This window comes from Lysinibacillus sp. KCTC 33748, from assembly GCF_002237755.1.
In the GTDB taxonomy this organism is placed as follows: Bacteria; Bacillota; Bacilli; order Bacillales_A; family Planococcaceae; genus Lysinibacillus.
Genome location: NZ_MWSJ01000002.1, coordinates 541,083 through 567,842, shown reverse-complemented (window position 1 = coordinate 567,842; position 26,760 = coordinate 541,083). Strand labels below are relative to the sequence as shown.

Annotated in this window: 33 protein-coding genes and 2 pseudogenes; 11 read left to right on the top strand and 24 right to left on the bottom strand. The window is 34.4% G+C overall.

The genetic code is table 11. The features are described from left to right. Window positions 1–443: 443 nt before the first annotated feature. Window positions 444–755, top strand: a complete 312-nt coding sequence (locus B1B04_RS05590) for an RNHCP domain-containing protein (RefSeq protein ID WP_240518211.1) — start codon at window positions 444–446, stop codon at window positions 753–755. Window positions 756–831: 76 nt separating this feature from the next. Here B1B04_RS05590 and B1B04_RS05585 read toward each other — a convergent pair whose 3' ends face one another. Continuing rightward, window positions 832–1,275: a hypothetical protein gene (locus B1B04_RS05585; RefSeq protein WP_079560314.1), complete on the bottom strand. Its 444-nt coding sequence runs from the start codon at window positions 1,273–1,275 to the stop codon at window positions 832–834. Window positions 1,276–1,425: 150 nt separating this feature from the next. Between B1B04_RS05585 and B1B04_RS05580 the strand changes: the two genes are divergently transcribed. Then, the gene (locus B1B04_RS05580) at window positions 1,426–1,671 is read left to right on the top strand and encodes a YkuS family protein (protein ID WP_079560313.1); all 246 of its coding nucleotides are present in this window, start codon (window positions 1,426–1,428) and stop codon (window positions 1,669–1,671) included. Between the two features lie 82 nt (window positions 1,672–1,753). Here the strand turns inward: B1B04_RS05580 and B1B04_RS26650 are convergent, their stop codons facing one another. Together B1B04_RS26650 and B1B04_RS05570 are read right to left on the bottom strand one after the other, a co-directional pair. Continuing rightward, the gene (locus B1B04_RS26650) at window positions 1,754–1,885 is read right to left on the bottom strand and encodes a CPCC family cysteine-rich protein (protein WP_079560312.1); all 132 of its coding nucleotides are present in this window, start codon (window positions 1,883–1,885) and stop codon (window positions 1,754–1,756) included. A 32-nt stretch (window positions 1,886–1,917) separates the two neighbouring features. Next, window positions 1,918–2,220, bottom strand: a complete 303-nt coding sequence (locus tag B1B04_RS05570; RefSeq protein WP_079560311.1) for a YfzA family protein — start codon at window positions 2,218–2,220, stop codon at window positions 1,918–1,920. Between the two features lie 504 nt (window positions 2,221–2,724). Here B1B04_RS05570 and B1B04_RS05565 point away from each other — a divergent pair. Next, a complete protein-coding gene (locus tag B1B04_RS05565; protein ID WP_079560310.1) occupies window positions 2,725–3,648 on the top strand; it encodes a VanZ family protein in 924 nt (307 codons plus the stop codon). A gap of 361 nt (window positions 3,649–4,009) precedes the next feature. Here the strand turns inward: B1B04_RS05565 and B1B04_RS05560 are convergent, their stop codons facing one another. Beyond that, the gene (locus B1B04_RS05560; RefSeq protein ID WP_079560309.1) at window positions 4,010–4,399 is read right to left on the bottom strand and encodes a RidA family protein; all 390 of its coding nucleotides are present in this window, start codon (window positions 4,397–4,399) and stop codon (window positions 4,010–4,012) included. Between the two features lie 162 nt (window positions 4,400–4,561). Here B1B04_RS05560 and B1B04_RS05555 point away from each other — a divergent pair, with 162 nt between their 5' ends. After that, window positions 4,562–5,071, top strand: a complete 510-nt coding sequence (locus B1B04_RS05555; protein ID WP_079560308.1) for a tubby C-terminal domain-like protein — start codon at window positions 4,562–4,564, stop codon at window positions 5,069–5,071. Window positions 5,072–5,235: 164 nt separating this feature from the next. Here the strand turns inward: B1B04_RS05555 and B1B04_RS05550 are convergent, their stop codons facing one another. Continuing rightward, a complete protein-coding gene (locus B1B04_RS05550; protein WP_079560307.1) occupies window positions 5,236–5,463 on the bottom strand; it encodes a hypothetical protein in 228 nt (75 codons plus the stop codon). 1,151 nt (window positions 5,464–6,614) lie between these two features. Here B1B04_RS05550 and B1B04_RS05535 point away from each other — a divergent pair. Continuing rightward, entirely contained in the window at window positions 6,615–7,607 is a 993-nt protein-coding gene (locus B1B04_RS05535; RefSeq protein WP_094075071.1) for an Ig-like domain-containing protein, read from the top strand. 220 nt (window positions 7,608–7,827) lie between these two features. Next, window positions 7,828–8,070: a hypothetical protein gene (locus tag B1B04_RS05530; RefSeq protein WP_079560304.1), complete on the top strand. Its 243-nt coding sequence runs from the start codon at window positions 7,828–7,830 to the stop codon at window positions 8,068–8,070. A 58-nt stretch (window positions 8,071–8,128) separates the two neighbouring features. Here B1B04_RS05530 and B1B04_RS05525 read toward each other — a convergent pair. From B1B04_RS05525 to B1B04_RS05515, 3 genes and pseudogenes are all read right to left on the bottom strand, one after another. Further along, window positions 8,129–8,818 (bottom strand): annotated as a pseudogene (locus B1B04_RS05525) (peptidoglycan recognition protein family protein). Then, a complete protein-coding gene (locus tag B1B04_RS05520) occupies window positions 8,819–9,169 on the bottom strand; it encodes a phage holin family protein (RefSeq protein ID WP_079560303.1) in 351 nt (116 codons plus the stop codon). A gap of 50 nt (window positions 9,170–9,219) precedes the next feature. Continuing rightward, window positions 9,220–9,480 (bottom strand): hypothetical protein, encoded by a 261-nt coding sequence (locus tag B1B04_RS05515; RefSeq protein ID WP_079560302.1) that lies wholly within the window; start codon window positions 9,478–9,480, stop codon window positions 9,220–9,222. Between B1B04_RS05515 and B1B04_RS26645 the strand changes: the two genes are divergently transcribed. After that, entirely contained in the window at window positions 9,471–9,758 is a 288-nt protein-coding gene (locus B1B04_RS26645) for a tyrosine-type recombinase/integrase (protein WP_170938897.1), read from the top strand. The genes B1B04_RS05515 and B1B04_RS26645 overlap by 10 nt on opposite strands. Window positions 9,759–9,794: 36 nt before the next feature. Here the strand turns inward: B1B04_RS26645 and B1B04_RS05505 are convergent, their stop codons facing one another. Further along, window positions 9,795–10,730: a PD-(D/E)XK nuclease family protein gene (locus B1B04_RS05505; RefSeq protein WP_079560300.1), complete on the bottom strand. Its 936-nt coding sequence runs from the start codon at window positions 10,728–10,730 to the stop codon at window positions 9,795–9,797. 12 nt (window positions 10,731–10,742) lie between these two features. Further along, window positions 10,743–11,483: a sulfite exporter TauE/SafE family protein gene (locus B1B04_RS05500; RefSeq protein WP_079560299.1), complete on the bottom strand. Its 741-nt coding sequence runs from the start codon at window positions 11,481–11,483 to the stop codon at window positions 10,743–10,745. A gap of 90 nt (window positions 11,484–11,573) precedes the next feature. On the opposite strand from B1B04_RS05500, the gene B1B04_RS05495 reads away from it, so the two are divergent. Continuing rightward, on the top strand, window positions 11,574–12,071 hold the full coding sequence (locus B1B04_RS05495) for a hypothetical protein (RefSeq protein WP_079560298.1): 498 nt from the start codon (window positions 11,574–11,576) through the stop codon (window positions 12,069–12,071). 99 nt (window positions 12,072–12,170) lie between these two features. Here B1B04_RS05495 and B1B04_RS05490 read toward each other — a convergent pair whose 3' ends face one another. The 8 genes from B1B04_RS05490 to B1B04_RS05450 all read right to left on the bottom strand — a co-directional run bounded on the left by B1B04_RS05490 (window position 12,171) and on the right by B1B04_RS05450 (window position 17,087). Further along, window positions 12,171–13,031: a hypothetical protein gene (locus B1B04_RS05490; RefSeq protein ID WP_079560297.1), complete on the bottom strand. Its 861-nt coding sequence runs from the start codon at window positions 13,029–13,031 to the stop codon at window positions 12,171–12,173. Beyond that, complete coding sequence (locus B1B04_RS05485; RefSeq protein WP_079560296.1) at window positions 12,997–13,515, bottom strand: RNA polymerase sigma factor; 519 nt, start codon at window positions 13,513–13,515, stop codon at window positions 12,997–12,999. Before B1B04_RS05485 ends, B1B04_RS05490 begins: the two co-directional genes overlap by 35 nt. A 231-nt stretch (window positions 13,516–13,746) precedes the next feature. Further along, on the bottom strand, window positions 13,747–14,259 hold the full coding sequence (locus B1B04_RS05480) for a hypothetical protein (RefSeq protein WP_240518210.1): 513 nt from the start codon (window positions 14,257–14,259) through the stop codon (window positions 13,747–13,749). Between the two features lie 168 nt (window positions 14,260–14,427). Further along, window positions 14,428–14,613 carry a helix-hairpin-helix domain-containing protein gene (locus B1B04_RS05475; protein WP_079560295.1) on the bottom strand — a complete coding sequence of 62 codons (186 nt, stop codon included), beginning with the start codon at window positions 14,611–14,613 and terminating at the stop codon, window positions 14,428–14,430. Between the two features lie 272 nt (window positions 14,614–14,885). Continuing rightward, window positions 14,886–15,494, bottom strand: coding sequence for a CPBP family intramembrane glutamic endopeptidase (locus B1B04_RS05465; protein WP_079560293.1), 609 nt, complete (start codon window positions 15,492–15,494; stop codon window positions 14,886–14,888). A 246-nt stretch (window positions 15,495–15,740) separates the two neighbouring features. Then, window positions 15,741–16,142 (bottom strand): hypothetical protein, encoded by a 402-nt coding sequence (locus tag B1B04_RS05460; protein WP_079560292.1) that lies wholly within the window; start codon window positions 16,140–16,142, stop codon window positions 15,741–15,743. Between the two features lie 60 nt (window positions 16,143–16,202). Further along, window positions 16,203–16,631 carry a GNAT family N-acetyltransferase gene (locus B1B04_RS05455; RefSeq protein ID WP_079560291.1) on the bottom strand — a complete coding sequence of 143 codons (429 nt, stop codon included), beginning with the start codon at window positions 16,629–16,631 and terminating at the stop codon, window positions 16,203–16,205. 15 nt (window positions 16,632–16,646) lie between these two features. After that, window positions 16,647–17,087, bottom strand: a complete 441-nt coding sequence (locus B1B04_RS05450) for a GNAT family N-acetyltransferase (protein WP_079560290.1) — start codon at window positions 17,085–17,087, stop codon at window positions 16,647–16,649. A gap of 112 nt (window positions 17,088–17,199) precedes the next feature. Between B1B04_RS05450 and pdxR the strand changes: the two genes are divergently transcribed. Continuing rightward, entirely contained in the window at window positions 17,200–18,585 is a 1,386-nt protein-coding gene (pdxR, locus tag B1B04_RS05445; RefSeq protein ID WP_079560289.1) for a MocR-like pyridoxine biosynthesis transcription factor PdxR, read from the top strand. A 25-nt stretch (window positions 18,586–18,610) separates the two neighbouring features. Here the strand turns inward: pdxR and B1B04_RS25560 are convergent, their stop codons facing one another. The 5 genes and pseudogenes from B1B04_RS25560 to B1B04_RS05430 form a co-directional block, all read right to left on the bottom strand. Then, window positions 18,611–18,763, bottom strand: coding sequence for a DUF5412 family protein (locus B1B04_RS25560; RefSeq protein WP_170938896.1), 153 nt, complete (start codon window positions 18,761–18,763; stop codon window positions 18,611–18,613). Between the two features lie 151 nt (window positions 18,764–18,914). Next, window positions 18,915–19,181, bottom strand: a pseudogene (locus B1B04_RS26640) (DUF5412 family protein). A 191-nt stretch (window positions 19,182–19,372) separates the two neighbouring features. Then, window positions 19,373–20,596 (bottom strand): GNAT family N-acetyltransferase, encoded by a 1,224-nt coding sequence (locus B1B04_RS05440; protein ID WP_079560288.1) that lies wholly within the window; start codon window positions 20,594–20,596, stop codon window positions 19,373–19,375. Then, the gene (locus B1B04_RS05435; protein ID WP_079560287.1) at window positions 20,593–21,321 is read right to left on the bottom strand and encodes an AAA family ATPase; all 729 of its coding nucleotides are present in this window, start codon (window positions 21,319–21,321) and stop codon (window positions 20,593–20,595) included. The genes B1B04_RS05440 and B1B04_RS05435 overlap by 4 nt, the downstream gene beginning before the upstream one ends. A gap of 686 nt (window positions 21,322–22,007) precedes the next feature. Beyond that, entirely contained in the window at window positions 22,008–23,030 is a 1,023-nt protein-coding gene (locus B1B04_RS05430; protein ID WP_079560286.1) for a trypsin-like serine peptidase, read from the bottom strand. Window positions 23,031–23,604: 574 nt separating this feature from the next. Here B1B04_RS05430 and B1B04_RS05425 point away from each other — a divergent pair. After that, complete coding sequence (locus B1B04_RS05425) at window positions 23,605–23,820, top strand: hypothetical protein (RefSeq protein WP_079560285.1); 216 nt, start codon at window positions 23,605–23,607, stop codon at window positions 23,818–23,820. A 380-nt stretch (window positions 23,821–24,200) separates the two neighbouring features. After that, window positions 24,201–25,592, top strand: a complete 1,392-nt coding sequence (gene fumC / locus B1B04_RS05420; protein ID WP_079560284.1) for a class II fumarate hydratase — start codon at window positions 24,201–24,203, stop codon at window positions 25,590–25,592. 283 nt (window positions 25,593–25,875) lie between these two features. On the opposite strand, the gene B1B04_RS05415 is transcribed toward fumC, so the two are convergent. Beyond that, window positions 25,876–26,541, bottom strand: coding sequence for a hypothetical protein (locus B1B04_RS05415; RefSeq protein WP_079560283.1), 666 nt, complete (start codon window positions 26,539–26,541; stop codon window positions 25,876–25,878). Window positions 26,542–26,760 lie beyond the last annotated feature (219 nt).

Genomic DNA, 26,760 nt, shown 5'->3' with positions numbered 1-26,760 from the left:
TTATTTAGAAAAGATCGTTGGGAGCCCCCTTTTTAGATCAAAAGTTTGCTTCACCACCATGTACAGACTATTTAAATATTTCAATATATTTGTTATCCTTTAAATAAATGCCATATTATAAGGGGTGATAGATTGACGTTTGATCTATTCAAAACAATTGCTCGTTAGGGGACGAATGCCGAAGTCAGTGATTATAGGAGAACACCTACTAGTGGAAGATGGAGCAGTCCGTCTTACAGTGGTTGACACAAAAACATAAAATCAATCGTGGTCCGGATCAAAGGATGAAATAAGTCTTTGTGAAGCAGGAACTAGAAGTAATCGTTTTGAAGAGCAAGACGGTGAATTCGTACATTCCCTATAAAAGCCTGATACTGCTATTGCAGAAAAAGAAAACGGAACCCTTCCTTCAATGTTGAAATAACATTTTGGAGGAAGAGCAATTGAGTAGAAAAAATGAGAATACAGCATTTCAATGTAAAAATTGTAGTACGATGGTTGAACCATTAAGCAACGGCAGCTTCAGAAATCATTGTCCAAATTGTTTGTTTTCGAAACATATGGATAATATTCCTGGTGACAGAGCGAGTACTTGTAAAGGTTTGATGAGACCAATTGGAGTCGATTATACTGGAAAAAAAGGCTTTCAACTTATCCATCAATGTACAAAATGTCAAAAAAAGAGTCGAAATAAAGTTGCTGTTGATTCCATTCAAGAGGATCAAATTATTCACTTTATGCAATCGATCATTTAGTTAAGTATTTATAAAAGACGCATTGGAAATAAACTTCAATGTGTCTTTTTTTCATAATAAGCCATTTTTAACGTATTCATTTTACTTCTATAGCAAAAATATAAGAAGAACTACCCTTATCCCAACTACCGAAAACACTATAAATATAAGTCCCCTTTTCTTTCGGTACAGAGAAAACATCACCTTGTACTTTTATTACCTCTATTTCATCGTTGCCTAACCATTTATCAACTTCTATTCCCTCAATAGGTGCTTTTTTAAAATTAATATTAATTTCACTTTGCGGTGAAACAGGAAACGGAACAATATTATTATTAGCAATAATTTCAGGTGGTGGAATTTTATCAACACATCTATTATTTATAAAGCCTTGCCAACAATAGGAACCTTGTACTATTGATACTTCCTTACCTTCTGACAAAACAACAGGCTTGGGTGGTCCGGCAATAATTAGCATCATAATCCATACAAAGGCGACAATAAATAAAAGACTAAATATTGTTTTCTGTAGTCTTCCCATTTAATAGATCTCTCCTAACATTAAATTTTATTTTTTGATTTAGATTCAATTCAATTTTGAGGTGTTTTTTATTATGTATAACAAAAAGATGAATATAGTGAATAATTAGCAATCCTATATGACACATTACATATAGGAGGTGGAAGAATAATGACTAGAATAATTGGTGTAGAACAATCATTAACAAACGTTGAAGACGCTTTAAAAGCAAAAGGTTATGAAGTTATTCAGCTTCGTACTGAAGAGGATGCAAAAAAATGTGATGCTTGTGTAATCACTGGGCAAGATAGAGATATCATGGGAATTAGCGATCCTGTCATGGCAGGGCCTGTTATTGACGCTGATGGTCTTTCTGCTGACGAAGTCATTCAACGTGTCGACAAATATTTCCACTAATAAATAACTAGGTGCTGTCGCTATAGCTTTGTTGACTATAGCACAGCACCTTTTAATGTATATGTCGATTATAGAATGGACATTAATAAATTCGCCAATTCGAATCATATATGCCTCTGCATATTGCGTCCGGAATTGGCTTTGTGAATTGAAGCCCATCATCTTCCCAGAAGCAAATCCTACAAATTCCATATGTATACGGTCGTTCCTCCATCTAATGTTAGATGCCCACAACATGAACAAGTATTACTTTTGTAGACTTGGTGAAAAGACGTTTTTGAACGCACCGATTACTCCGGGCACTAAAAAGACAATGCCAAAAAAGATAGTAAGTAAATTGAAATTTTTTGTTTCATAAAAGGTAAACCACTCTTTGAAAATTGGAGATTCAGTAATTCGTCCAAATAGCGTTCCACTAATATCTCGATAATTAGGAATCCATCCTGTTGCTTCTAATGTAACAAAGATTATTTGCGACAATACAAATACACCAATAGAAGATACCCAAGGTTTTTTCAAAAATGGAGTATGATGTTGTTTATTAGCCAAGTAATTCCCTCCCTCTATTTAATTCTATTTACAAATACAAGTAAAATCAAGGGTTAAATACCAATATTAAACAAATACCCTTAACACCTTCCGCCTTTTACATTCCATTCAACAATGACTTAGATACATACAACATATTTACCATTAATCAGTTAGCCTTTCATCACCCCACATCTGATTTAGCAAGAAAATTTATTGAATAAAGACTAGCTTCCTCACCCTCATTTCACTTATATTCTTTTTGAATAATAATACTTCCCCCTACTACACAATCCATTTCATTGCTCCACAGCATTTATAGAAAGTTTAGTATTGCAATTTCTTAAGAAATCTTCATAAATACCCTCAATAATTATTAATTATTTCCATTTATAATAATGATACTGCCACTTGATTTTATAAGAATACTACATGAAATATAAGCACTCCATACTGGGGAAAAGTTAAGTACATAAGGTAGTTCGTACAATGACAAGAGGTATCGTGTGAAAAGGAGTTAAAAAAATGAAAAAACGAAATTTAATTATGGTGATTACTATTCTTTACACAGGTCTGATCTTATACTTCATGTTCTTAGGCTTTAATCGTCTAGACGGTTATGAAGAATACAAAAGCGCCGGCTACGAATTTCTGCTCGTCCCATCAGACGTTCCTTTGAATTTTCCTAGATTTACGTTTTCTTGGTTATACGATTTCGGAAATATAGCAGCATTTATCCCCTTTGGTATCTTATTTCCTTTACTCAATCAAATTGATTATAAAAAATTTATAGGATGGTTCATTATCGTGATTCTTGGATTGGAAACGATTCAATCTTTAATGTATCTCGGGACTTTTGATGTAAATGATGTTATTTCAAATAGTATAGGTGCAACAATTGGATATGTTGTATACAAAGTTGGTTTCACTTCAAACCTGACTTTTAAAAAACTCCTTGCTTCTTCCTTAACTGCCATTATACTGTTAGTTGGCGTAATGATTGTCTCTGAAGTTTTAGATAAACGAGTAAGTCCGGTACAACCCTTGGATACTATTAAAGAAGTCACAGGAGATAAACCACTAACGAACGATTTACCGACTTTCTCTGTAGCTGGTAATAAAATAGTACCCCAATACAATTTATATAGTAATAAAGAAAACACTACCAAAACCTATACATATACTATTGAAAATAAAGAGGAGTTAATATTTTATCTAAACATCGGCATTCCCGATCAAGAGGAATTCAAAGGTGAAGTGACTATAATTACGGATGGAAATGTAATATTTCAAAAAAATGAAGTGAATTTGAAAGAAGAATCCGAAACAATTGAAATGCCATTAGAAATTCCGTTATATTATGAAGCCAAAAAAATGACTATTATGATCACAGGTAATATAATGCTATGGGATGTAGGCTTCACAGAACTGAAACATTGGTGGGAATAGAGTGATTCATTTCGCATCGGAAAAATTGCATCTTTCTAAACGAGAAGAAGGCTTTATTCTTTTTCTTCTTTATACCATACTGGATGTTCTCTTACGTCCATAAACAAAGTGAAGCTTGGGCTCAAAATTAATTGAGTATTTGGCTTCACTTCGTTTATTGTATATTTTTTATTTCAACGTTGTTGAATCGTAAAAACTTCGTGACAACTAATTTTGAAAGGTACTGAATTTCACATAGCAATCGAGAATCCCGTCAAATTGCAACTGTAGCTTTAAAATAATAGTTAAACATAAAAACCTTCTTTGCTCCTAGTTTCATCTTATATAGAAAAGCCCCCCTAGCATAATGCGCTCAATAAATTTAAATATCTTTACACGCCCAAGCATCAACCTCTACTTTAAAGACTGGTGCTGCCAGAGCTACTACATAAATCATTGTCGTACAAAGGAGATGTTCACCTAAAAAATCGCCAATAATTTTTCTTCGTTGCTCTGCTTCAAAGTCACCAACTAAGTAAAAAACCAATTTTGTTAAATCACTAACATCCATCTCAGCAGATTCAAGGTTTCTTTTTATATTCTCCAATGCTAACTGTAATTGTTCTAATGGATTCTCAGGTACTGTCCCATCTACTTCTAATCCTAACTGACCCGACATATTAAGCCACTTCTGAGGCCCAGTGACCTCTATTTGGTGTACGTACGGTGCTACGGGTTTATGTACCGTTTCTGGGTTTCTTGAAATTTTCAAAATGCACCATTCCTTTATTTTTTTGTTTTTGTCGTAAAATTCTGCATTTTATTATAACAGAAAATCAATTCGTAACTAATTACGGTACAACATATTTGAAAAGGGATATCAATGCATATTAAAATGTAATTATTTAAGAGAGATCATAGAGGAGAGACATCTTTGCAGATTTATTCATATAGCATCCCAGAATTAGATTCCTATTACACAAGTATTCCCATTTATAACAAGGACAACAAAATTATTAGTATTCTCAAAAAAAATCGCCATCGTATCCTAACACAACTGTTTCATATGTTTCTCCGATATGGAATGCCCTACTGCTATAATGCTTTTTCAATCGATAATCATCCAATATACAAAATTGATTGCGTATTTACAGGTGTTCGTTATACGCTTTATAGTAGCAAAACATCGAAAAAAATTGCAATTAAACAAAATCGTGTGCAATTAATTGAAAAGATGCAATCTTTTAAGCTTAACGGAGACGTGTACCAATTTGAGAAAGACTATACTTATGCAGGAACATTAAAGTTAAATGGTGAAAAAATCGCTACTATTAGAAATTTAGATAGTACAAATACAAATTTAACGAATCGCATCCACATTGAAGCTATCAATGATGACATCGCCTCTCTAATTGCTATCATGTATCAAACATTTGTATATTAAAAATGAAATAGTTATTTTTCGTGCGCTTTAATGGCAAAATTGATACTACACAAATTTGGAAATTAATCCTGCCTTAATAACAGCACAATATTTATTTCATCCTTTCAAAGAAAAAAGCCACACCTTTTTAGAGGGTGTGACTACATGTGACTACATACATTTGATTAATCAAATTCTAAAGTGTTTTTTTCTACTACCACTTTGTAAACATCTATTGTACTAATTAAAATCGTTTTATAATGCTCTGTTTCAGTAAATGAATACCAAGGCTTCTCATTGAACCCATTAGAAATTTCTTCTGTAAATGTTTCTTGTTCAATATTATTCTTGATTTTATACTCTTCTTCATGACCTTCGTTATAGTAAAACTTCACTTTATATTCATACTCCATAAGTCAACACCTCCCATCTATCTATATAATGGATTGGAATGACAAGAAATATGAGCATAATAAAAAGCCACATCTATTTTTGCATGACAAATAATATAACTTTGCCTCTGCTTTGTTAAATTGTTTTTACTGCACAGTATGGTACTCATATTTATAGAACCTTAAATGTTGATAAAGTTAGGATTATTGGCTCAATATAAAAACATATTAATAAAATAAATAATTAAACTGACAGCAACAACGGTATTGAACACCAACGCAATCTTATAGTGAAACTTAATTTTAAATAAAGACACCAGTATATTATGTAGAAGTAAATATATTGTTAATACAACAAAATGCATGATAGAAAACACGAAGCTCATTATGGCTAAAGAAGAGCGACTCAAATCTCCTGGAAAACTATCTGCAGCTGTAAAACGTATACTGCCCACAAAAAGTACAGTTATCCATTGCATATAGTAGGTTAAGATAGACACAATTAAAAAATAAACTACATAAGATACATATTGAAGAAATGACTTAATATCCATTTCACACTCCTTAACAAAACGAGAGTATTGAACTCTGATTTCTCAGTATGATTAAATATAATAACGATACAACTATTAGATTTGTTGCATATTTCTCCAAAAATGAAACTATAACCCGTTATACATAATAAAAAAGCACCGATAATTAAAGGCGCTTTCATTTTGAGTTTGATGACTTTTTTTAGTTGATTACTCGCTCCATTTTCAAAATCAATTTTGCACACATAATTCTTTAAAATTACACCCTTTACAGTGCCATTTTTCAGTGGTTTGCTCGAATTCCTCAAAGTCCACGAGTTCATTCGAGAAAATATCCGCCTGATATTTAAATTGGACTTTCGCTATGTTTCAAGTTAAATCAAAAGCTTGATTTAACAATGTTTTTTTATCATTGTATTGTCATTAATAATCACCAACTATAGCTGAATGTAACGTTTAGTCAATTGTTGGTCACTTTTTAGTCACTTATTTTCACACGAAAGACCATTAAGGTCACTCAATTGAGTGGCTTTTTATTATTAAAAATAAACGATTTTTATTATGGTAAATACATTTAGATATGGTTAAAGTTGTTATTGTAGGTTATTAAAAGAATTTTTTTGATTAGGAGGATAAATCATGAAGAAATATTTTTCAATTTTAATTTTAGCTATTTCTATGTTTAGTTTGTCTTTATTTACGGATAATTCAATTGAAGTTAATGCAGCTTCTATTGGAGAATATTTACCACAACCCGAAGAAGGATGGAAAAGGTACGATAACACGAACCCTGCCATTAAATATGAGGGATCATGGAGACATGTTACCTCTACAAGTCCTAGATACAATAATACAGAATCTCATTCAAATGTGGTTAATTCATCTATAGAGTTTTATTTTGTCGGCACAGATTTAAGAATCATTAATACAATGGCAAATAATAGAGATTCTATAAATTATATTACTATAGACGGAAAAAAAGAAAATTACTCAGACTATAGTAATAACCCATTAGGAGACAACCATATAGTTACATACGAAAAATTGAATTTAGAAAACAAATTGCATCATGTTAAAATTGAGAAAAAAGAAAACTCGAATACGACTTATTTAGTACTAGACGCCATTGATGTTGACGGAACTTTATTATCAGAAAACGAGATTCCTAGTGGAGAATCTATTTCATTAGATAAAAATAATCTAGAATTATTTGAAGGTAGCTCAGAAAAGCTAACTGCCACAGTCACTCCAGATACAGCAAAAGTAATCTGGTCATCTAGTGATAAGTCAATTGCTACTGTAGATCAAGATGGAAATGTAACTGCAGTTCGCGAAGGTGAAGCAATTATTACTGCAAAAATAGAAAATACTGATATTGCGGCCACTAGTACAGTAATTGTTAAGAAACTAAGCAATGAATCTTCAAATGCTATTTTAAGCATTACATTAGTAAACGGTATTACAAAAGAATATGACGTTACTAATAATGTATTAAATGACTATTTGAAATGGTTTGATAGTGCTCAAGGCACATCAACATTTAAATTTTCAAAAACAATTTCACCTTATAAAAAAGTAACGGAATATATTGTTCATGATAAAATAGCTTCATTTGAAATAAGAGAATATTAAACAAAAAATGACCAGGTACTCACTTTCAATCGAGCGCCTGGTCTTTATTTTGGTGACTGATGTCGCGTTGTAATGACGTTTGTAATTTAGCAAGGGGTAATTACAGAAATAATTTTTAAGTAACGTGATTTCAGTTACTATTTCCTAATTTTATATATACAATTCACGCTAAATTTCCTAAAATGGTAATTAGTAGATAAGGTTAGTGAGGAGAATATAATTGAGTAATTGCCCTAATTGTTTAGCCATAAATCCATTTAAGAAAGTACATAGAGATGGGGCTGTGATTGAAATATGTGAGTATTGTAATACGATTAACGAAGAAGAGTACGAGGAATATACAAAAAAACAAATCCAAAATAAAGAGGGTGCAGATCCGATTGTTACATTCGGATTAATTGTGGCGGTAGTGATTTTGGTTATTTGGGTTCTTGGTATGCTTGATACTTTTCACTACATGTAGTGATATTATAAATGAACATTGACCAAGACGGCAATTAAGCTATCTTGGTCTTTACATTTTAGTTACTACGCTGTGCAATGATAAGTTTTAAACCTTCATAATCACCATTTGTCATAGTTCCATTATCAAATTTATCTAACCACTACTTTTCAATTAAACCTTTATCTGCTGCTTTTGTTGTCTTATTCGTAAATTGCATTGTATCATCATCCTTTTCAGTTGGTTTATCTAAGCCGTTTTTAATGTCTAATTTGAATTGTTCCTCTGAAATCCCCATACTCTGCAGATACGAAAATGGATCTCTATGGGTTGTACCTTTTAAATTGTCCGTAATCCAACGGTGTGATTTTATACCGTTGCCACTGCCATCGAGTACAACAGGTATTCCAGCCTCTTTAGCAAGTTCACGTTACAACCAAACATAAGCTGCATAATCCTTTTTAAATTGATCCTTATCATTTGTACGAGCCAACTCTATTTGTGCATAGCTAAGTGGATTACCTTTCGGGTCACAACCATATTGCACACGATTAACTGGCGCAACTTGTACAATTTTACCGCCACAGCCTACCCAGTGAGATGTAAATGCATTGGCTTTATTGCGGTTCATGTATGCTATCTCATTTTCCAAAGCGTTTGGACCACAATTGTTTGGATTCCCTGATTCATGGGCAATAACATATTTAACAGCTTTCAAAGCCTGATTTGGCAATCCTGACATCAAACGTTGTTCAATGGTATAAGTCATTTACGCCCACCTTCTTCCAGGCATATCTACACCTAATGTTTGAAGGTTTTCAGCGATTGAACCACCTTCTTTGTATAAAAATAATGCTAATGTGAAGCCTGTTAAATAGAAATCTAAGCCAAAGATTAAATCAAATAGGATAACAAATGTAATTGCAACCAGCTCTCTAATCCATCGAATGATACCATCACGCATAATCCGTGTTTGATAAGGTGATACCTTCTTCCATGTTTTCAATAAGCCTGTTGCAAAATCCAATACTTTAAATGCAAAATAAGCAAGTAACATATATAAAATCGTTGCTGGTACTAATGATAAAAACGGATATTGAATTAATTGTGCAATGTCCATATAATAAAAGCCCTTCACAATTATCTGTGGAAGGCATAATGATTAAAATTTCACTCAGTTACATATCCCCGTACAACGTCCCAAAACACGCCGTAAAAAACTAAGCTTTCAAGATTAAATTGCTCTACTATATTCCATATTTGTTTACCTAATTCATGACTATATTCCATTGTAAATCTCACATAGCAATCATCTTTAATTTGCTCTATTTCGATATTATCTACACCTTTAGTAAGGAATAGGTAATATGCAAATTCATAAGCTTCTTTTAGATTAGTAGTAAATACTTTTTCATTTCTTATTGCATTCAACTGAAATACACCACCTCTTACAATCTAATTTCGACAAAAGGAATGAATCCCTGCTGCTAGATACGGCTTGGAGAAGAATTATTGAGAAATATAATCTTCCTAAATTAAATTTTCATGCTTTACGACATGCTTCTTATATGGTTAGTAAAAATGTCAACTTTAAGATTATTCAAGAACAATTAGGTCACTCTGATATAAAAATGACGATTAACATTTATAGTCATTTAACTAGTAAAGATAAAAATAAAGCTAGTGACTATTTTGATGACTTAATTTAATTGGTCACTTTTTGGTCACTCGCTCCATTTTTCTACTTAATTATGCTCACATAATTCTTTAAAATTACACCCTTTGCAGTGCCATTTTTCAGTGGTTTGCTCAAACTCCTCAAAGTCCACGGGTTCATTGGAGAAAATATCCGCCTGATATTTTTTCATTTCCAGCACACTTCGCTGAAACGTATGTAAAATATTATCCATATCATATGCTGTAAAGGTGTATTTTTTTCTTTTGCCTGTCAATAAATATTCATTATAGACATCAATCTGGTCTAGAGAAACCCGATATTTCTGCTGAATATAGTAAGCATAGAGTGCTAACTGTTGGCGATCATCATCGGACTCTCCCCCTGTTTTCCAATCGATAATAATCCACTTGTCTGTCATCTCATCAAAATAATGAAAATCCATTACGACAAAAACTTGTACACCCTCGATTTTCATGGAACGAAATTGTTCAGGCTCACCGATTCGCAGCGAGCCTTTTTGTGCGGTAATTTGCTGGAATGTTTCACTATTAAGAAAGTTGTCAAACACAGCCGTCATGCGCTCTTTATAGTCCTGTACCAGTTCAGGATTTAACTTTCCTTCGTAATAAATTTCTTGCATCATATAAAATTTATTTGGCTTATGTCTCCATAAATCTACATGACGTGTAGAATCGATAAAAGCGGCATTAAGCTGGCCACGTGCACGATTTACGAGTTCAGCAACAGTTGTAGTCTCGCGGGTTTGCAAATAATCATTGATCGATTGCTCTATTAAATGATGGACGATTTGCCCAAATAAAATCGGCATGGATTGAAGCTTTTTTAAGCGATAGACATGTTGATGATATGGCTCCACATTGTAACTGAGCCAGCCATTATGAGAAAAATAATATTCATAGCCATATTTTCGCGCACAGCTTGTTACCGTTTTATGACGGGACAGTGACCACGAAAAAGATGGATAAGGTGTAATTTCAAACATCCTATCGCCTCCTTAAATCTGTTTTATAAAATCATAGACGAGCTGAACTATCAGCACAATGGTTACAATACGCAGCAATAGCTTTACTTGATTTGCCTTAACCTTTCTGGCAAGGATAATGCCTATTTGTGCACCGATTACAGAACCAACCATTAATACGATTGTCAACGGCCAATCAATTTTACCTGTAGCAATATACGTAATCGAAGCTCCTAAGCACATAGCAAAAACACCTACACGCGACAAACCTACTGCTTTCATATAAGAGATTTTCTGATGTGCATATGTATAAAGTGCAAGCGTACTGCTACCAGGGCCGAACATGCCATCATAAAAGCCAACCCCTAAAAGGATTGGACCGTTTTTACGATTCATTGTAAAGCTTTCTTTCTCTCCAAATTCAGCTCCGCCTAAAAAGGACATAACAAGGGCAAAGCCTAATAAAATGATGGCGATAAACGTTAATGTGTGACTGCTCATAAATGATGCAAACAGACCTCCAAGTGTACCACCTATTAAGGAAACAAGTAAAACTGAACGCATTTCTGACCATACTATTTCTTTTCTTTTATAAATTGTGTAAAAGCTTGAAAAGGCACTTACCATATTAGAAACCTTATTCGCACCGATTGCTGAATGGACGGGTACCCCTACTAGCATCATAGTCGGTAATGTTATTAACCCGCCACCTCCAACTAACGTGCCAATGATGTTGCCGATAATTCCAATTAGTAAAAACAACAAGTATTCCATCTAACCCTTCTTTCTATGTCACACATGATGGTATTCTTATGATACAGTATAACAGACTGCACTTTTTTAATTGAACTATGAGGTGAACAAATGCTAGAACAACAAAAAACACCTACACCACGCTTTTGTAAATCGCTAACGCTTATTGTTGCGACTATTTTTTTAGCTGGCATTACGGCAACACTAATCCAATACAATAAGCTCCCCGCTTCTATACCGGTTTTGCAAAGCTTTAAGAGTGAACATGCGCAATTTGGCCCGAAAATCACCATTTTTTATTTACCATTCATTGCCTTAATGCTATTTTTACTTTTACAATACTTAGAGATGAAAGCAGCTTATCCTATCCTACGTAAAAATAAGCCAACCTTATCTCATATCCAGCGACAAAATGGAATCATTACCTTTTGTCTCATCAAAAATAGTATACTCTTATACTTTACATACTCACTATTCAATGATTTAACAGTTGCTTTAGGACATGAACGTATTTTACAGCAGTGGCATGCTTATGTATTTTTATTTGTACTAGGTACAATATTTATAATGGGGATTGTGCGTGGGATTTTATTGAATAAAAAGGAATAAGGTACAACTCGCCTCCATAATGCGTTGAAAAATAATTAAACCACCGAATACCTTCGCAATAGTCTTTTGTGAAAGTAAAGGTGGTTTTATTTAAATTCGTTAATAAAGAATAATAATTAAAACAAGTGTTGCACTAATAATGCTTATTTTAATTGTTTCTACTTTATATATGGCATAAGTCCGTACCTCTCGTATTATGAAATACCAAAAAATGAAACCATATAAAAGCGCAAACGTAATCATTAAAGGCTTATACAATGGACCGACCCAGGTTGCCCAAGCAAATATGCTAGAAAGCATCGCAAGCACAAGTACTAACAGCCACCATACATGTTTAGATGGTTTAGATCCTTGTAGATTATGACGTTTATAATAGTTCATAGAGATTATATTTACAGCTATCACGATAAGTGGAAGGATAAAAATCCAAGGTTTTGTTGTTACAGAGTATAATCTATGAAATACTATATCATACGTTACAGAATTCCCAGCAAAAAACTGGCCAGAATCTACATTTAGCATACCTGTATCTGAAATCTGATAGTGCTCTTCTTCGCGATCTCTAACAACGATTACATCTGCAATATGGTTACCCAACTTTCCATCAGCCTCTTCAACATACTTTGTTAAGTCTTCAAAAAAGTTATACACAATTGTATCTTCAACCTTTTCCGTAGATATATATAAACTCGAACTTCTCGCAAAAAATTTCGCTTCTTTTCCTCCGAAATGCTTATATATTGCTTGGATGGAATGGTCAGCAGTTTGAGGAGGTGAAGGATTTTGTGGTGTCATAATAAAAAATAGAGCAATCATTGCAATCGTTAATAGTAGAACACTCTCTTTCCATAGCGGTAAGTCTTTTTTCCTCTTATGATGAATACGTTCATAAATACGGGTTTTTACAGCACGATCCTCCGGTAATTTATTGAGTTCCTTCAGTCGATTGTTTAAATCCAAATTCATCACCTCCAAGTATTTTCTCTAAAGCCTTTATAGCATTTCGCTGTGTATTCGCTATTTTTACTGTAGACCATCCTAAAATTTCACTAGTTTCGGCTAAATTCAGCTCCTCTATTTTTCTATAAATAAGAACCTCTCGATATTCAGGCTTCAATAATTGAATTGCTTCATATAATAGTCGCCGCTCCTCAGATTGCATGATCCAATCATGTGGTACATATTGTGTCTCCCGTTTTTCATGTTCTTTTTGAAATGGTAGCCATTTAATAAGTGCTTTTTTTCTATAGGTGTCGTAGACAAGGTTTCGTGCAATTCTCCTTATGTAAGTGCCCATAGCAGCCTCGTTTCTAAACTGTCCTTTATAAACCCGAATAAATGTTTCCTGCGTTAAATCCTCCGCTAAACTTGGATCCGAGACCATATAGTAAATAAATTGATAAATGCGTTGAAAATATTGTTCATAAAGCTCATCAAACTCCATCTTCTCACCTCTCTTACTTTATTAGACGAATGAGTAAACAAGATTTGTATGTTTAATATGAATTTTCTATACTAAAAAATAAGCTACTTGACACCAATTAGCATCAAGTAGCCTATATTTTTTACAGATCCATTTTCATCTGTTCGTAGGTATGTATTAACACATATTTTTGTACGCCGCGCGCAAAGGCAATACTTTCTTTCTGATACTGATCAAACGCGGCTTCATTCTTCATCTTGTGCGCATAAACTGCTTCAATTGCCGGCTGCATCCACGGCTTTGTAAGTTGATCGCTTCGCATGTCTGTTGTTCGTCCTCAAGTGCAGCGATATAACATTTTGCATAGCTAGTTAAAGGCTCTTTATTTATTTTATTTGCCGCATCCTTTGCTTCCTCTAAATTCTCTTCCAAGATCCCCTTAATAAATTTACAGTTATACTTCATTGCTGGCTGCTTATACTTTCCAATTGCTGTTTCAAATGAGTGTAACTGGTCATGCTTTGTACCATAAGCAACTGCATATAGGTAGGCAAAAAAAGGATGCTTCTTACGATCTTTTACTAACTTATCTACCAATTTCATATTATTAGTCCAGAATACAATATGTATATGTCTATAAATCATTGCAATCACGATAAGGATAATGATGCCAAGTGAAATGGATTGGCTAACTCCAGCTAGTGATAGTAATAGTGCCAACATAAATATGGCTAAATAAAATATGGCTAGTTTTGTAATTTTCATAATTCCACCTATTGTAATTTCCTTCGCATCTTTCGAGAAAAAATAAAGCCTGCTCCAAGGAAGAATATAAGCGCCATAAATTTCATGAGAGGAATAATAAACAACTTGCTGATTACGAGAACAACAAGAATATAATAAACCACCATTGCCAGTAATAATAATGTTAGTTTATTCACTGTTTTCCCTACTTTCATTCAGTGCTGCTTCAATGGCCGCTAACGCTTTAGGCCCCATCCCGTGTAATTTTTTTAACGTCGATAAATCAACCTTTTCCAATTGCTCTAATCGTGTAAATCCTGCCGCATTTAATGCACGTATAGCAGGCTTCGCTACACCCTTTGGCCATTCCGTCATCTATGCTCGTCCCTTCCTTTTTCGTCTATTCAGTATCTCTGTTCCTATAATACCTATTAAGAGTATAGCTAGTGAGGCGACATGATAATCAACGAAAAAAGTCGTAAATGCTATATTATAATAGCGGCATATTGAAGTGATAATACGCCCTCCCATTAATATTAAACCGATAATCAAGCATCCTTTTACTACTTGCTCGATGAATTGCATTTCAATCACCTCTCCGCTTTATTATGCAAGGGAAAATGATGAAATGCAAATGAGCTAGGTCTTTAGAGCATATTAAACATTGCCACGAAGGCGGCCAACAAATTGCCAATGCCATGTATGCCCCAGCTTGTGATAATGGAGCCATTGGATTTTCGTTCATTGATCCACCCCATTAAATATCCTGCAAAACCGGTTGCTAAAACAACCAACACTACAACACCAAAAGGAATAAAAGAAAACATCATCAATCCATGTAATATGCCAAACAGTAAACTTTGCAGGATATTTCCAATTTGAAAACCAAACTTATGCATGAATCTTTTCAGTAAAAAGCCTCTGAAAAACAGCTCCTCTGACAATCCTGTTTGTACAAAAGCATGGAGCAGTGCAGGAATGAATGCTGAAAAACCAAGCCCTGCAAAGCGATTTGACGCTAAGGTTGAGCTATCAAGGAAGAAATAGGTAATTGTAGTAAGTGATACGACTATTAAAACAACAATGAATAAGAACCACACAATATAATTACCTTTATTTTCAATGATAGGCTTTTGGAGGCCTAGCCATGTAAAAAATGATTGTTCCTTTTTTGCTGAGAAAAACCACCAAGCAAATGGTATAGCCGACAATAAAAAGACCTGAAAAACTGCATCTATTACACTTTGCAAAACCATTATTTCCCCCTGTTCATAGTGTTTTACATGAAGAATGACAAGCGATGGTGAAAGGTTCCTCTAGGATGGAGAAATCCGCCGTTATTCTATAGCTGTCCTTCTTCATATTAAGCATATTAAACAGCTGCGTTAAAATCAAGATAAATTTAATGATAATCATTAAATAATTATCTTTTATAACTAAATATTAAATACTAATCAGTATTTACCCATAAAAAAACACGACTAGAAAAACACTAGTCGTTTTCATTCTTTATTCGGATTTCTCTCAATAAAATCTGTAATTTCATCTTTTAATTCATAAACTAAATCAAAATAATGATGTTCGTTCATCGCCCCCTTCTTTCGCCACTTTTGCATTTCTTGATAGTGAAATGTCACAAAATAATTTATTATTTCACGTTGGTCAATACCTTCCCTTTTTGCCATATCGACAATCGAAAGTCCTTCTTTCCAATATTGATCATATACTTCTTTCGTAATCCCAAGAACTTTACAAATAGCAGCATAATCGTACTTTACATGGTATACAACCTGTCCCTCCTCACCATTTGCATGTTGTTGAATTACATTATTTGCATAACCAATTGATGTAAAGCTCATCATAAATATGCTTATTAGAAAAAGCTTTTTGAACGTTACTTTCATATAAACCTCCTTCATGTTTCCATTAGTGTGTGAAGTTTAAAAAATCATATTCCTTCTGAGTCACAATGCTTTTCGAAAAGAATAGCACCATTTTTCATACCCTAATCGACCCTCATAAAAGCGATGTGCATTAATCCTTTGAATACCAGACTCTAAAGCAATATAGTGCGCCCCATTTTCTTTGCCCCATTGGTGAAGATAATGCAATAATTTCTCACCATAGCCCCTTGAACGATACTGCTCATCCGTTACTAAATCATAAACAAAAATATGGCGTTCACTGTAAAAATTGACTCTCCAACTTAATCCGGCGACTGCCACCATGTTCATATTTTCATATAAAGCAAATAACATATAGCCATCTTGCATCATTTCCTTTAATAGTAGGAGATACTTTTCTACTGTTAATTCCGTACGGAGCTGCATCATAACAGCATATGCTTCCATCCACTCTTGCTGAGTTGTTAATTGCTTGATGGTTACGGTCATTATTCAAACCTCCTTTTACCAATATTTAATATAATGAAATACGCCATTATCAATTCTCATCCCGAGCTTTTCATATAATTTTTTAGCACGCACGTTGTCTGTCGCTGTTTCTAAACCTAAATAACGCGCATCGTTTTGTACACAATACGAATAGCACTGTTCAATTAGGGCCTGTGCTACCCCTTGTTTCCTAGCATGCTCAGCCACAAATAGATCGTTTAAAATAAATGCCTTTTTCATTGCAACAGATGAAAAAGTAGGATAGAGCTGAACAAAACCAACTGGCTGCGCATTTATATAAGCTAGAAAAATGACCGACTCTTCCTTATTTAAACGCTCTAATAGAAACTGGTTAGCCTGCTCTAAGTCAGATTGTTGACCGTAAAACTCCCGATAGGCATTAAATAATGGCACGACCTCTCCAACCGTTGCTAAAGTTACTGAACAAACCTCCATTCACTTATCTCCCCATTCCTTTTTTATATGTCATTCATGTATTATGATAATTAACAAACTGACATTCAAAAAGAAACAGTTCTAGACATTTGCCATGTCAAGGAGGGGCTTTATGGAGGATTTTATTTTCTTATTCACTGAAGAAGAAGCAAAGTATAAACAAATTTATCAGCAGGTCAAATGGTTAATCGAACAAGGGACATTGAAAACAAATGATTCTCTTCCTTCTATTCGAAGGCTAACCGAAACTTTACATGTCAGTCGAAATACAACGTTAACTGCCTATGAGCAGCTAATAGCGGAAGGATACATACGTGGTGAAGGTCGAAAGGGCTATTTCGTCAATGAATTTGAACAAGTGTTTCTACAGGAGGAACGACCAAGCCTTACTCAAAATACGAAAAATAAGCGTGAAGATATCATCATTGACTTTCGCGCTGGCGCTGTCGATCAACAGCATTTCCCTTTAAAAATATGGCGTCAAATGGCTAATCAAGTGTTACCTTTAAACGAGTGCTATCAATATGGCGACCCTTTCGGCGAGCCCCTTTTAAAGGAACAGCTTGTACATTATTTACTTCAAGCTCGTGGGGTTCATGTAAACGAAGAAGACATTATTATCGGAAGTAGCACGCAACAAATGTTAATTTATCTAGGCTTTCTATTTAAGCAAGATTTCCAAAGTGTTATTTTAGAAGATCCTGGCTACAACGGCGCACGAGAAGCGTTCAAGCTACATGACTTTCATATTGAGACATTACCTGTGTTGGAAAGCGGTGCGCAGCTTGAGCATTTAGCGCATTTACATTCGCGTTTACTCTATGTCACCCCTTCTCACCATTTCCCATATGGGGTTTCCATGAGCATTCAGCAGCGACAAGCTTTAATTCAGTGGGCCAAAAACGTCGATGGCTATATACTTGAGGATGATTATGATGGTGAATTCCGTTACACGCAACAGCCGTTTCCTGCTCTCGCCTCCATCGACAAGTCACGAGTTATTTACATGGGGACATTTTCAAAATCATTTTTACCAGCTATTCGTTTAAGTTATATGGTGCTACCAAAAGCACTCGTTCAGCCATATAAAAAACGATTTGCTCATTTTGAACAAAACGCCTCGTCCTTACATCAATTAACAATGGCGAAATTCATGGAACAAGGTGAATGGACACGACATATTAAAAGAATGCGTATCACCTATAAACATAAAATAAATACACTTGTAGAGGAACTTACCAAGCAATTTGGAGAAAAAATTACGATTCTTGGAGAGCAATCTGGACTTTATATTTTGGTCAAGGTGCATACCCAATTTTCAGAAGAACAGCTCATCCAAAACGCTCAACAATACGGAGTAAAGGTCTACCCTACGAGCCCCTATTTTCTACAACAGATAAGTTCAGCGCCAATTATTCAATTAGGCTTTAGTAAGTTAAAAATGGAAGAACTTATCCTCGGTGTGCAACAACTAAAAAAAGCTTGGATTACAAAATAATAAGCCATAACTGCAATCGTTATGGCTACTCATTTTCTCGATAATCATATGTTTCATCTGGCACATTCAATGTCACTCCGTTAATACTGACCGTATCATCGTCGCTCCATTGAATGTAAGCTTCATTTTTTCGATATTGCCAATATATCTTCTTAGATTTTCTTTTCTCATGATTCAATTATGCCTTGGCATAATTGCGTCCGGAATCGGCTTTGTGCATGCATAAAGAACTCCTTTTCTGATTCCGTGACATCCGCCAGAGGCCTTAACTTCTTTCAGCGGATGTATGTCCCCCTGAAAAGTGACTTAATACTGTATTCATCTCACCATCACGATAAAGGTAGTTGACTTCTGCTGAAAGAAGTTAAGCTTAATTCTCCCAATACCGCATAAGAAGTCGTCGCCCCAGCATCTGAAACATAAGCTTTCACCGTATAGGTTCCTTGTGGTGATGTAGATTCAGCAATCAAATCTTATTTAAATCTAGACCAATCAAAAAATAACCAATAAATACCGTACCCTATAATACTAACAAAAAATAAAATCCAAATAAGTAGCACTAGAAAAGTTTGTTTGTATACTTTCTTGCGTTGCATCTTCTCGGATTCGTTCATCGATATCCCCCAATCTGTTTATATAAGAAACGATTTTAGCGAATTAGATGTTTCCTTAATAAGGCAATAAAGTTCTCCAAAGCAGTTCTTTCGCTTACCCGATCAATTCCCTCCTGAATCCTTAAAAAAAAGGATCTGCACAGTCTGTCTCTGCACAAATCCCAATAAATAAGTTAAAAATAATCAATAAACGTTGGAATGCCAATTGGTAGTATGGTCTCTAGTAATGCAATTTCAATGGCATTGCCTTGTAAACGCTCAATTTTTTCTAAATAGCTCGGTCGTTTATAACCTAGTAACATCGTGGCAAGAGTTTGGACCGTTAGCTGAACAGCATTTTCAGACTGTACCTCACTCACCATTTCGACCGAGACTTTTCCATCTTGCTTTGTGATGACAAATGTGCCATTATTCCAAGCCACAATGCGATCAGTTACAGCGAGTCGAAGCTGAAAATCATTTCCCGTGAATGGATAGCGTAACAGAAATTCTTTTACATCGACAATTCGTGCCATAAAATAAGGGGACACCTTTTGAATAATTTCACTATCTTCTAGTAAAAAGGCAACGGCTTCATTGCCAGTTGTTTTACCATAGACATTATAAATCATCGAGCTATGAGCTGAGACAAAATTCCATAAGCCTTTACGCGCCTCTTCCTGCAAATAGACAATCTCATCGATGTAGTAATTTTCCTCCATAATGCGGTAAAACATATACCCCTGTGGCAGATCATCCTCATCATAATATACGGCTGCCTGAAGGTTCACATCACTATCTATAAATTTTTCTTCCCAGAAATCTTCTTGAAACTTTTCATTCCAAGCAATGCTATTTCGTACCATGACACCGTGTGTTTTCTTGGCATAGCGTGCATAAATGTTCACAACATCTTCATGCTTCGGATCTACACGGCGGATTTTACCGTTTAAGCCTTTATGGTGAGGAAGCTGCGTATCCTTAATCTGAAATTCCACAATATCACTCATAATTTCCCAACCCTTTTTCCGGTAATACGGGATCGAATATGGAAATAAATAGGATATACTTTGCCCTTCATTGCGCATCCGCTCCAGGCTCTCAATAATAAGGCTCTCCATCAAACCATGCCCAGAATATTCCGGGTACGTTCCGACCGCAGTAATGCCTCCCATTTCATAGATCCTACCATGAACATTTACCTCAAAAGGTAGGCTTAAAATTTGAGATACAAGATGCGAACCATCGAACCAACCAATGGCATGCCCCTCATTAAATTGCTTACTTTTGGCATTTACAAAGCGACGATCCTTGTGAATGGACATGGACATTTGAAAAACATAATTAAGCAAATCGATAGACTGTGCCATTTCATCTAATCTTATTTCGCGCATGACTAAGCCTTTACGTTGATTCATGATTCTCTCTCCTCATCAAATAACTCTGAAAAAATGGATTCCGGTGCATTTAAAAAGCGCTTCGTGACAATGTAATGAATGGTATCCTCATAGCGAATAGACTCAATGTTCCCATTATCAAAACTATAGATTGTCGCATTTGGATAGCCAAGCAAAATAGGTGAATGAGTGGCGATAATAAATTGGGCCTCATGCTCCAAATCCTTCATAATTTTAAGGAGACTAAGCTGTCTAGTAGGTGATAACGCCGCTTCAGGCTCATCCAATAAATAAATAGCTTTCCCCTTAAAGCGATGCATAAATAGCGATAAAAAGGACTCACCATGTGATTGATGATGTAACGACTTACCACCAAAAGCGGTATATTTTCTTGGATCTTCTAACAAATCAATATGACTTGCAAATTGATAAAATGTTTCCGATCGTAGGAAAAAACCATTCGTCACTTTCGGCATCCATGACAAACGGATATATTCCCCTAGTGAAGATTCCGCCTTATGTACTTCATATAAATTTTGACGACCACCACCCGCTGTATTAAAATCACAGCGATCCGCAATTGCCTCCAGCAGTGTTGATTTCCCAGAGCCATTTTCCCCAACAAAGAAGGTCACATTCGTAGGAAACTCTAGCTCTTGTAAATCCTGCAAACTTGGTATATTAAAGGGATACTGGTCTTTATCTTCAATATCACCCTGTAATACCTTACATGATTTTAAATACATTTTGTTTCCTCCCTTACTACTATTATAACCCGCTTATGCTTTTTTCCAAATATAAGCTACGATATCAATGACTATAAAAAAGGCGATAGGTCGCGAAAAATCAATCCATTAGAACAAATCATAAAATCATCATTTTTCTTACCCTATAACCAAACCTAATCCCTAACTATAAAAACTATATAAAAAATCATAAAACAAACTGCTACAACCTACAATTTCCTATGAAATATTTCCTGAGAAATAAATAAAAAATATGTCGAAAGTTACAACGTAAAATGATAAAATTATGCCATAAAATAGCGATTAACAAAAATCGTTGTAGTAGCATAAACTGTCTATTTCATCTTAAAACATTCAAAGAACAGCCCACTTTGAACTGCTATTTCCCGCTAATATTAATGTACTTACAATAAATGTACCTATAACAATCACTAGTTAATCTCGGAAAAAGCTCCCTATTGATTCGTTTTTATTGTTTACGAATCTTTATTACAATTTCCCATCCGTCGGTGTAAAACATTGGATTTATACAAGACCATTTAATTGAATGCTTTCTATTTCAATTTCCCAAATAAATAGTACATTCTTATTGTTAGTTTAGGATGGCTATTACCATCTACTCTTATTTTTCAATTCAAAAAAATAGACAAACTGAAATTCTCAGTTTGTCTACAATATTAGTAATTTTACTCTAAAGCTTTGGAAACAAATTTAAACATATAAGAGTTCATCTTAGGTCCTCCATTCATAGGGTTCCCATTAATAACGAACGAACCTCTATGAACACCTACAATTTGATTGTCAGTATTTAATAATGCTGAACCTGATTGTCCTGGTGCTGTATCAATTGTATAAAAGGCTACAGATGCATCCTCTCTTGTAATATTTCCTCTCGTACCAAATTGAGAAATCTCACCACTTGCCTCCATTAAGTCTCCTGGATAACCATAAATACCGATATTTTGATTAAGAAGATTATTCACCTGTTTGATTCCAAAAGTACCTGCAACATCTCCCGCCTGTTTATTGTCTTTTGATACATCTAAAACTAGAATAGCGAAGTCTTCAGTGCTCGAACCAGTTGAAGCCCAATTTGCAGCTACATAATAATCATTAACATTATAAGAACCAAATAATCCAACACTATTACTTACACCAGGGTAAACCTTTGCACTAGTTATAGTTTCTTTTGTTTCTGGATTTATAACACAATGCCCATTTGTTAGGACTTTATTTTTCCCAATTAAAGAGCCTGTACAAGAACCACCTTTTCCATCAGGCCAATTTATTTCAATGTACGTAATTGCACTATATGGCATTTCTTTAGTATTCTCTACTTTTTTTCTACTATCGTCACCGATGACAATCCGTGGTGATATTTGTAATGGTCCTCTAGCAGTAGAATCATTAATAACGACTGGAGGTGGTGTGATGTCGATAAACGAGTGTCCTTCCATTATGGAATCAATCTGAACGGGTGAAATTTCTCCCGTTCCTTGAACGCTTGGTATTTCGTTAATTAATTGCGAATTACTGTCATTAAACTCTTCATACTTAATGACTTCACCTTTCGAGTTTACCATGTCATAAGGATGAGATACCTTACTTGGGTCAAATGAAAATTCACCTAAAGACTCCGCAGCAAAAACATTCATAGGAACTAACAAAAACATAAGCATAAAGAATAACTTAAAAGTAATTTTTTTCATTTTATTCCTCCTTTTGATTTAATCTATTTGTAGTTTAATAGAAATATCAGGAAAAATAAAGGTAAAATATTGAAAATATAAAATATTATTAAAATGACGATAATTCAGAATATATCAAAAGCTATTGTAAATAGCTTTAATTCGCCATTTACGATTGAAACAGAATCAAATTTTTTCGAGTAAAAATGTTTTCGCTAATTATCTATTTTAGATTGTTTAATCTTCTCACCTTTAACGAAATAGTTTGTTTTAGTTTGTTTCCTTATCAATAACTAAATTGCCAATTTCACTAATAACATTCTTACTTGCAACTAGTTCACTCATGCCCTCAACAATCCATAAAAACGAGCTAAAAAAACTGTAGTATCTTAGGAGTTCTAAAAGCATTACTACCCTTTTGAAATGTTCTATATTTCAAACTCTTCTCATACATTGTGTAAAACCTTCTACCTGCAAATACCCCCTAAAAAAATCTGTCTCTCTTCATTCCATAAGTACAATGTGGTGTTTAAAAGGAAGGTACAAATAACGTTTTTTCTGCGTAAAATAAAAAAAGTTATAAGGAGAAGAGATTATGTTTGTAACTCATTTTTACGAAAACAAGATGTCCGTTTTAAGCCAGCTACTAGTAAATCTTCCTACTGTCGAAGAAAACATTAAAATTAAAGGACGTAAAGCAAAAATTGTTCAGATTACTCAAATAGACGACCACAACTATCACGTGAGTATCATTTTTGAAAAAGTAGCTAAAAAACAACCACTAAAAGAAATTGGGAAGAAAAAGAGATAGCTCTTCCCTTTTATTGTGCTGACGCTATCGTTTCATGGTAGCGTTTTAACTTTTTAAAAGCAGGAATCGAACTCTACAAAACTTCCATTGCAAATTGTTCTCAATGAGTATAATTATTTCAAAATTAAATATTTGACTTTTTAATTGATAACGATTATCATTATCGGTAGATTATTTCTTTTCTCCGACATGCTTAATTCAGAATCCCCCCTATTTTTTTGAAATAAGCATGTATCAAACGGATATTCTTACATCAGACTAAGAATATCCGTTTTTTAACTTTTTTGTGCATGCACAAAGCCGAATCGGAAACAATTATGCCAATGCATAATTAATGATTATTAATGGACAGATTTACATAAATAAAGGAGCTGTTTTACATGGATTATCGTATTGAAAAAGACACTATGGGTGAAATTAAAGTACCTGCAGATAAAATTTGGGGTGCTCAAACGCAACGCAGTAAAGAAAATTTCCAAATCGGTACAGAAAAAATGCCAATTGAGCTAATTCAAGCAATGGCCATTTTAAAGAAAAGTGCTGCGATCGCTAATAATAAACTAGGTAAGCTTTCAGATATTAAAGCAAATGCGATTGTGCAAGCAGCTGACGAAATTTTAAATGGTCAATGGGACGATCAATTCCCTCTTGTAGTTTGGCAGACTGGTAGTGGTACTCAGTCTAATATGAACGTTAACGAAGTAATTGCGCACCGAGCAAACCAAATTTTACAAAATGCTGGTGAAGCTGATCGTATTCATCCTAATGATGATGTCAACAAATCTCAAAGCTCAAATGATACTTTCCCAACAGCTTTGCATATTGCAGCAGTGCTAAAGGTAGAAGATTATTTACTACCTCGCCTACGCTTACTAAAAGCAACATTGGATGAAAAAGCAGAGAAATTCAAAGATATTATTAAAATTGGTCGTACGCATTTACAAGACGCAACTCCGCTTACTTTAGGACAAGAAATTAGTGGCTGGGCCGCAATGCTTGCTAAATCTGAGCATATGATCGTCCAAAATATTGAATATATGAAAGAACTAGCGATTGGTGGAACAGCAGTTGGTACTGGTATTAACGCACATCCTGAATTTGGTGAGCGTGTAGCAGCTGAAATTAGTGACATCACTGACAAACATTTCACTTCAGCCGCAAACAAATTCCATGCACTAACAAGTCATGATGAAGCCGTTGTCGCACATGGCGCATTAAAGGCTCTTGCAGCTGACTTAATGAAAATTGCCAATGATGTTCGCTGGTTAGCAAGTGGTCCTCGTTCAGGTATCGGTGAAATTACGATTCCAGAAAACGAGCCGGGCTCATCGATTATGCCTGGTAAAGTAAACCCAACACAAAGTGAAGCGATGACGATGGTTGTCACACAAGTCGTTGGCAATGATGCAACAATTGCCTTTGCCGCTTCCCAAGGTAATTTCGAGCTAAACGTCTTCAAGCCAGTCATTATTTATAACTTCTTACAATCGACTCGCCTACTAGCAGATACAATGAAATCATTTAATGATCATTGTGCTGTAGGAATTGAGCCAAACAAAGAAGTGCTTGACCATAACTTACAAAACTCATTAATGCTTGTAACTGCCTTAAACCCTTACATCGGTTATGAAAATGCGGCTAAAATCGCGAAGAAAGCCCATAAAGAAGGCACAACATTAAAAGAAGCAGCGGTTGCATCAGGTTTATTAACGGACGAACAGTTCGATGAATATGTGGACCCTGCGACAATGATTTATCCGAATGTAAAGTAAAACGAACGTAAGTTGAACACATAAAGCCGACAAAACGTTGGTATATCAACGCTTTAGATAATGAGCTCCTCTGTGTACCTAGCAAGTTAATGTATATTAAAGCTTGTTTTTGGGGCTAAGTGGGGCTAGATTGGGGCTAATAAAATACGGCGAGCGTGTGTACAGGAATGCGTGAGTAAGTAGGATTGAGGCTAATATGCTTCAATCCTCTTTGATTTCTATTAATGTTGTATGATTTTTAAAACAAAAAAGCACTTAACAAAAGTAATAAGTGCTCAAATATCTATTTAACGTCTATTAACATTTTATCTAATTCATCTTTCGTTATATTACCAATGTCATAATTAATTAGTTTGGTAATATTATAATGTAAGGCATATAAATATCTAAATACATCACCCGCCATACACTCTATCGATAAGAAGTCATCTAAAAAGTAGGCATCTAAGTATAAATCAGGTTGATTCTTTTTCGAATAAACTCTATGATTCCCATCAATAAGTATTGGAGTATTTAAGATATTATAAGATACTAGAATAACTGGGTCATATTTTTCCAACTTCCTAACTTCTTGTAATTTCGATTTATCTATATTTTCAACATCTACAAATTCCATCAAATCTTTTATTTTTATTTTTTGAGGTTTCATATTCCAAGACGTAATAATTTGTTTAGTAAATTCAATATCCCAAATAATACAATAAAAATCATTGTTACATTGTTCACCAAAATAGAAGTATTTGCGGAAGTATTCTTTATCTCCAATTGAAATGTTTGGTTTAGCTGCTCCCTGGATTCTTAGGTATAAATTTTTTACCAGTTCCATATACTTAGAATCTAATTTATATCCAAAATCCTTAGTAAACTTTTTATACAGAGTATCTAATTGGCTAAATTTCTTAGCTTCCAAAGCTTTATATTCTTTTTTATCTATGTAATATCCTTGCATCTTTTTCTCTCCTTTAAAGTTACTACTCATAAAATAGAGTAACACTTCATAGAAAATAATGTAAAACAAAAACTGTATCTATTTAACAATCTGTAATTACTGTTTCTTACGTAAGTATGTATGATTTAAAAGTAAGAAGTGGCCACAAAAATAGTTTTAAGCCGCTCACAATCTTTGATATAGTCAATTTGCAATATTTTCATTAGTCGATGTTAGCGC